At 63.7% G+C, this 4,775-nt stretch carries 5 protein-coding genes; 2 read left to right on the forward strand and 3 right to left on the reverse strand.

The window, feature by feature from the left end; all coding sequences use genetic code 11:
• Window positions 1-75 precede the first annotated feature (75 nt).
• Together EOB49_RS32760 and EOB49_RS32765 are read right to left on the reverse strand one after the other, a co-directional pair.
• Window positions 76-996: a bifunctional 5,10-methylenetetrahydrofolate dehydrogenase/5,10-methenyltetrahydrofolate cyclohydrolase gene (locus EOB49_RS32760; protein ID WP_127268830.1), complete on the reverse strand. Its 921-nt coding sequence runs from the start codon at window positions 994-996 to the stop codon at window positions 76-78.
• A 262-nt stretch (window positions 997-1,258) separates the two neighbouring features.
• Window positions 1,259-1,996 (reverse strand): L,D-transpeptidase, encoded by a 738-nt coding sequence (locus tag EOB49_RS32765; protein ID WP_127383399.1) that lies wholly within the window; start codon window positions 1,994-1,996, stop codon window positions 1,259-1,261.
• 215 nt (window positions 1,997-2,211) lie between these two features.
• On the opposite strand from EOB49_RS32765, the gene EOB49_RS32770 reads away from it, so the two are divergent.
• Window positions 2,212-2,850: a DNA-3-methyladenine glycosylase I gene (locus EOB49_RS32770; protein ID WP_127383400.1), complete on the forward strand. Its 639-nt coding sequence runs from the start codon at window positions 2,212-2,214 to the stop codon at window positions 2,848-2,850.
• Window positions 2,851-2,852: 2 nt separating this feature from the next.
• Here the strand turns inward: EOB49_RS32770 and EOB49_RS32775 are convergent, their stop codons facing one another.
• Window positions 2,853-3,104, reverse strand: coding sequence for a hypothetical protein (locus EOB49_RS32775; protein WP_127383401.1), 252 nt, complete (start codon window positions 3,102-3,104; stop codon window positions 2,853-2,855).
• A gap of 458 nt (window positions 3,105-3,562) precedes the next feature.
• Here EOB49_RS32775 and hisS point away from each other — a divergent pair.
• The coding region (gene hisS, locus EOB49_RS32780; RefSeq protein ID WP_127383402.1) for a histidine--tRNA ligase at window positions 3,563-4,775 on the forward strand (1,213 nt) is incomplete at its 3' end.

Here is a 4,775-nt window from a genome sequence, read left to right on the forward strand (position 1 = left end):
CTCCTCTCCCCTCGGGGAGAGGTCAGCCGAGCGAAGCGGAGGCTGGGTGAGGGGGCCTTTGGCGTCGCCCTGTCCTTACTCCGCCGCGAGCCTGTCCGCCGTACCGTAGGTCGCTTCATAAAGCGCGCGCTGGCGGCTGAGCGCGACCATGGTGTTGCGCAGCAGGATGGCGACCGTGATCGGGCCGACGCCGCCCGGCACCGGGGTAATCCAGGAGGCGACCTCGCGGACGCTCTCGGTGTCGACGTCGCCGACGATGCGGCTGGAGCCGTCGGGGCCGATTTCGGAATTGATGCCGATGTCGATGACGGCCGCACCCGGCTTGACCATGTCGGCCTTGATCAGCCGCGGCTTGCCGACGGCGACGAACAGCGCATCGGCACGTCGCGCATGGGCGGCGACCGACCGCGTCATGTGATGGCACACGGTCACCGTCGCGCCTTCGCTCATCAGCAGGAAGGCGATCGGCTTGCCGACGATTTCCGAATGGCCGACGATGACGACTTCCAGTCCCTTGAGGTCGAGGCCGGTTTCCTTGAGCAGTTCGACCGAGGCGGCCGCCGTGCAAGGCGCGAGATCGAGCTGATTGTAGACGATGTTGCCGATCGAGGCCGGATGCATGCCTTCGACATCCTTGAGCGGATGCACCGCCGCCTGCAATGTCCTGATCGGGATATGCACCGGGACCGGCCGCTGGATGATGATGCCGGTGACGCGCGGATCGGCATTCAGGCCGTGAATGGCCGCTTCCAACTCGCCTGCCGTGATGGTGGCGGGAAAGCGCCGCTCCTCGAAATCGATGCCGGCGAGCTCAGCCTTGGCGCGCTGGTTGCGCACATAAACATCCACCGCATCGGTGTCTCCGACGGTGATCGAGACCAGCTTGGGGGGAAAACCCTCGGCTTTGGCGATCGCTGCGTCCTCGGCAACGGCGGCGATGATGCGCTGGGCGACCGGGCCGCCCTTGAGATAACGGCTGTCTTCGGACAGGGGCATGGGTGAACTCTTTTGTGGAACTAGCCACCGAGATAGCAAAAGAATGCGGTAAAGGGCAGCATGAAAGCGAACCGCTATGCCCGTTGCGCGACGCGTGGGCGACCTTCTGCCCTCGATTTCTGCTCAAAAACGGAAAGGGCAGCGCGGTTTCCCGTGCTGCCCTTCCTGACCGGCCGCATCCCCATACGGCCCGTCCCCCGTTGTCCCTGAACTAGCCTCGAAAAGCGGACTGCTTTGCCGGCCAGGTGATTCGCAAAGATTATTATATCACCTCGACCGTGGTTCCGACATTGACCCGCTCATAAAGGTCGACGACGTCCTCGTTGCGCATGCGGATACAGCCCGATGATACCGCGCCGCCGATCGTCCAAGGCTGGTTGGTGCCGTGGATGCGGTATTCGGTCGTGCCGAGGTAGAGCGCGCGGGCACCAAGCGGGTTCTCCGTGCCACCGGCAAGATAGGTCGGCAGGTAGCGGCCCTTGGCGGCTTCGCGCTTGATCATCTGCGCCGGCGGGCGCCAGTCCGGCCACTCGCGCTTGTTGGTGATCTTGTGCGTACCCGACCATTCGAAGCCCGGCTTGCCGGTGCCGACGCCATAGCGCCTTGCCTTGCCGTTCTTCTCGACGAGGTAGAGGAAGTTCTGGGTGGTGTCGATGACGATCGTGCCCGGCTTCTGGCCTCCGTCATAGTCGACTTCCTGCGGCAGGTAGATCGGGTTGATCTGAGGACGCGCGAGCATGCGCTTGGCCGGCGGCTGCACCGCCGCCGTCTGCACCCGGTCGGGCTGCGCCAGGCGCAGGCGCCGCTGTTGCTGGACGACCTGGCGGTTCTGGCGCACGATACCGGGTGCCTGGCCAAGCTGCAGCACCCAGGGTGCTGAAAGGTCGGGGCTCACCATTACCGGCGGCCTGTCGGCATAGCGGTCGCCGGCGGTTGAGGGTGTGACGCCGGCGGCAAACACAGCCACGGCGCCGAGCACGGGAAACAACACTGTCTTCATCGTAACGCACCTTGATCGTCTGATACAAAACGGGTGGAAACGTCCTCCCGGTTCGGCGATCATTGGCGCGCAAGCAGCAACCGAAACATGAATCGGAATGCGTAAAATGCGGAACTGTCGGTAAACCTTTTGGTGTGGTTACCGCAGGGTTCAGGAATCTGGTAAAGCCGCAGTAAATGCCGCGCAAAAGCGCGTTAACGAACGGATTTTGGCTTATGGACAAGGAAAACACCGGCCTGCTCGCCGGTCCCGACGGTGTCGCGCGCTGCTTCTGGCACGGCAATCTGCCCGACTATCTGCATTACCACGATCATGAATGGGGCCGGCCTGTGGCCGACGACCGCAGGCTGTTCGAAAAGATCTGCCTGGAAGGCTTTCAGTCGGGCCTGTCGTGGCTAACCATCCTGCGCAAGCGGGAGAATTTTCGCGAAGCCTTCGCCAATTTCGAGATCGACAAGGTCGCCGCCTTCACCGACAAGGATGTCGAACGCCTGCTCGGCAATGCCGGCATCATCCGCCATCGCGGCAAGATCGTCTCGACCATCAACAACGCCAAGCGCGCCCGCGAAATGGCCGACGAATTCGGCTCGCTGGCCGCCTGGTTCTGGAAGTTCGAACCCGGTAAGGACGAGCGGCCGCAAATCGTCGACCTCGCCCATCTGCGCGCCAACCCGACAACGGCCGTCTCGGTGCGGATTTCGAAGGAGCTGAAGAAACGCGGCTGGAGCTTTGTCGGCCCGACCACGGTCTACGCCTTCATGCAGGCCATGGGCCTGGTCAACGACCACCTCGAGGGCTGCGTCTGCCGCAAAGAGGTCGAGAAGCAGCGGAAGGCTTTCAGGCGGCCGAAATAGGCTCAGGTGCCGTTGGCGCTGGCCAGCACCAGGCCGGCGACGATCGCCACCACCGTGGCCACGGTCGGATAGATCACCAGCAGGCCGGTCATCAACGCGTCGCGCATGGATGGTCCCTTGCCGGTCTCGCCGGGCACTTCGAACGGGCCGGCAGCCTGGCTGATCATTTTCGGGGCGTCGATGTCGGCCGGGCGCAGGCGTGCGGGCAATTCGGCATCGCTGTCGATGGCGTGGAATCTTGCTGTGCTGGTCATGGCCGCGAACCCCTCATTTCCCGCGCTTTATCGGCGACGATTGTGTCGGCACGATGCCGTACCCGTGGCGGATTGTTTCATTTTCGCTGCGTTTTGTTTCAGCTTGGCTCGGGTGGTAGGCCCAAATCTTGGCCGTTCTGCGCCGCCCCTCATCGCCCTGCCGGGCACTTCTCCCCGTATAGCGACGGGGAGAAGGACGCCCTCGTCGATGGTTTCGCCAGTCGTCCAGGTTGCAAGAGAATGCCCGAGTCCGCGTTCAGCTCTCTTCTCCCCGTCACTATACGGGGAGAAGGGTGCCGGCAGGCGGATGAGGGGCGGCGCTGTACTTGCAAAGCTATCGAACTGTTCCTAGCCACCTCGTAGAGAGGGTGCAAACCCTTGCTGGTCCTCGCCGCTTCGGTTAGGACACGCCCACTCGCAATATGTCATCGATTACTTAGCAAAAAAGACCCCAGCCCATGGCCGATAAATCGGAAAAGACGAAAGCGCGACTGCCGCGCGGTTTTGCCGACCGCAGCGCCGAGGACATCCGCGCCGTCGAGAAGATGATGGCGACGATCCGCTCGGTCTATGAGCTCTACGGTTTCGAACCGGCAGACCAGCCGCTGATCGAATACACCGATGCGCTCGGAAAATTCCTGCCCGACCAGGACCGGCCGAACGAAGGCGTGTTCTCCTTCCAGGATGACGACGACCAGTGGCTGTCGCTGCGCTACGACCTGACCGCGCCGACGGCCCGTTTCGTCGCCGAGAATTACGAGCGCCTGCCCAAGCCTTACCGCAGCTATCGCTCCGGCTGGGTGTTCCGCAACGAGAAGCCAGGCCCCGGCCGCTTCCGCCAGTTCATGCAGTTCGACGCCGACACGATCGGTACGCCGGGCGTGGCCGCCGACGCCGAGATGGCGATGATGATGGCCGACGTCATGGAAGCGCTCGGCATCAAGCGCGGCGACTACGTCATCCGCGTCAACAACCGCAAGGTGCTGGATGGCGTGCTGGAGGCGATCGGCCTCGGCGGTGAGGAGAATGGCGGCCGCCGGCTGACGGTGCTGCGCGCGATCGACAAGCTGGACAAGCTCGGGCCGGAAGGCGTGAAGCTTTTGCTTGGCCCGGGCCGCTGGGACGGCGGCAAGGAGGGCGAGGGCGACTTCGCCAAGGGCGCCGGGTTGAACAACGGGCAAGCCGAGGCGGTTCTTCTCGCGACTGCGAGGACCATACAGGCCGGCCAGGATTCCATGGTCAGTTCGAACGCCATCTACCAGGAAGGCGTCGGCGAACTCGCCACGATTGAAGCGCTGGTCAGGGCGGCAGGATATGGCGAGGACCGTATTGCCATGGACCGCTCCGTCGTGCGCGGCCTCGAATACTACACCGGCCCCGTCCTCGAAGCCGAGCTTCTGGCCGAAATCCCCAACGAAGACGGCCAGATCGTGCGCTTCGGTTCGGTCGGTGGCGGCGGGCGCTATGATGGCCTGGTGTCGCGCTTTCGTGGAGAGCCTGTGCCGGCGACCGGCTTTTCCATCGGCGTCTCCAGGTTGATGACCGCGCTGAAGAACCTCGGCAAGCTCGACGCCTCGGACGTGATCGCACCTGTCGTCGTGCTGGTGATGGACAAGGACACCGACAGCCTCGGCCGCTACCAGAAGATGGTGGCGGACCTGCGCGCCGCCG

It is taken from the genome of Mesorhizobium sp. M7A.F.Ca.MR.148.00.0.0 (assembly GCF_003997735.1).
GTDB lineage: Bacteria > Pseudomonadota > Alphaproteobacteria > Rhizobiales > Rhizobiaceae > Mesorhizobium.

What these genes read in the sequence shown, in the direction of transcription:
- EOB49_RS32765 (WP_127383399.1), bottom strand. Translation starts at nt 1,996, where the DNA reads ATGAAGACAGTGTTGTTTCCCGTGCTCGGCGCCGTGGCTGTGTTTGCC.
- EOB49_RS32775 (WP_127383401.1), bottom strand. Translation starts at nt 3,104, where the DNA reads ATGACCAGCACAGCAAGATTCCACGCCATCGACAGCGATGCCGAATTG.
- EOB49_RS32760 (WP_127268830.1), bottom strand. Translation starts at nt 996, where the DNA reads ATGCCCCTGTCCGAAGACAGCCGTTATCTCAAGGGCGGCCCGGTCGCC.
- EOB49_RS32770 (WP_127383400.1), top strand. Translation starts at nt 2,212, where the DNA reads ATGGACAAGGAAAACACCGGCCTGCTCGCCGGTCCCGACGGTGTCGCG.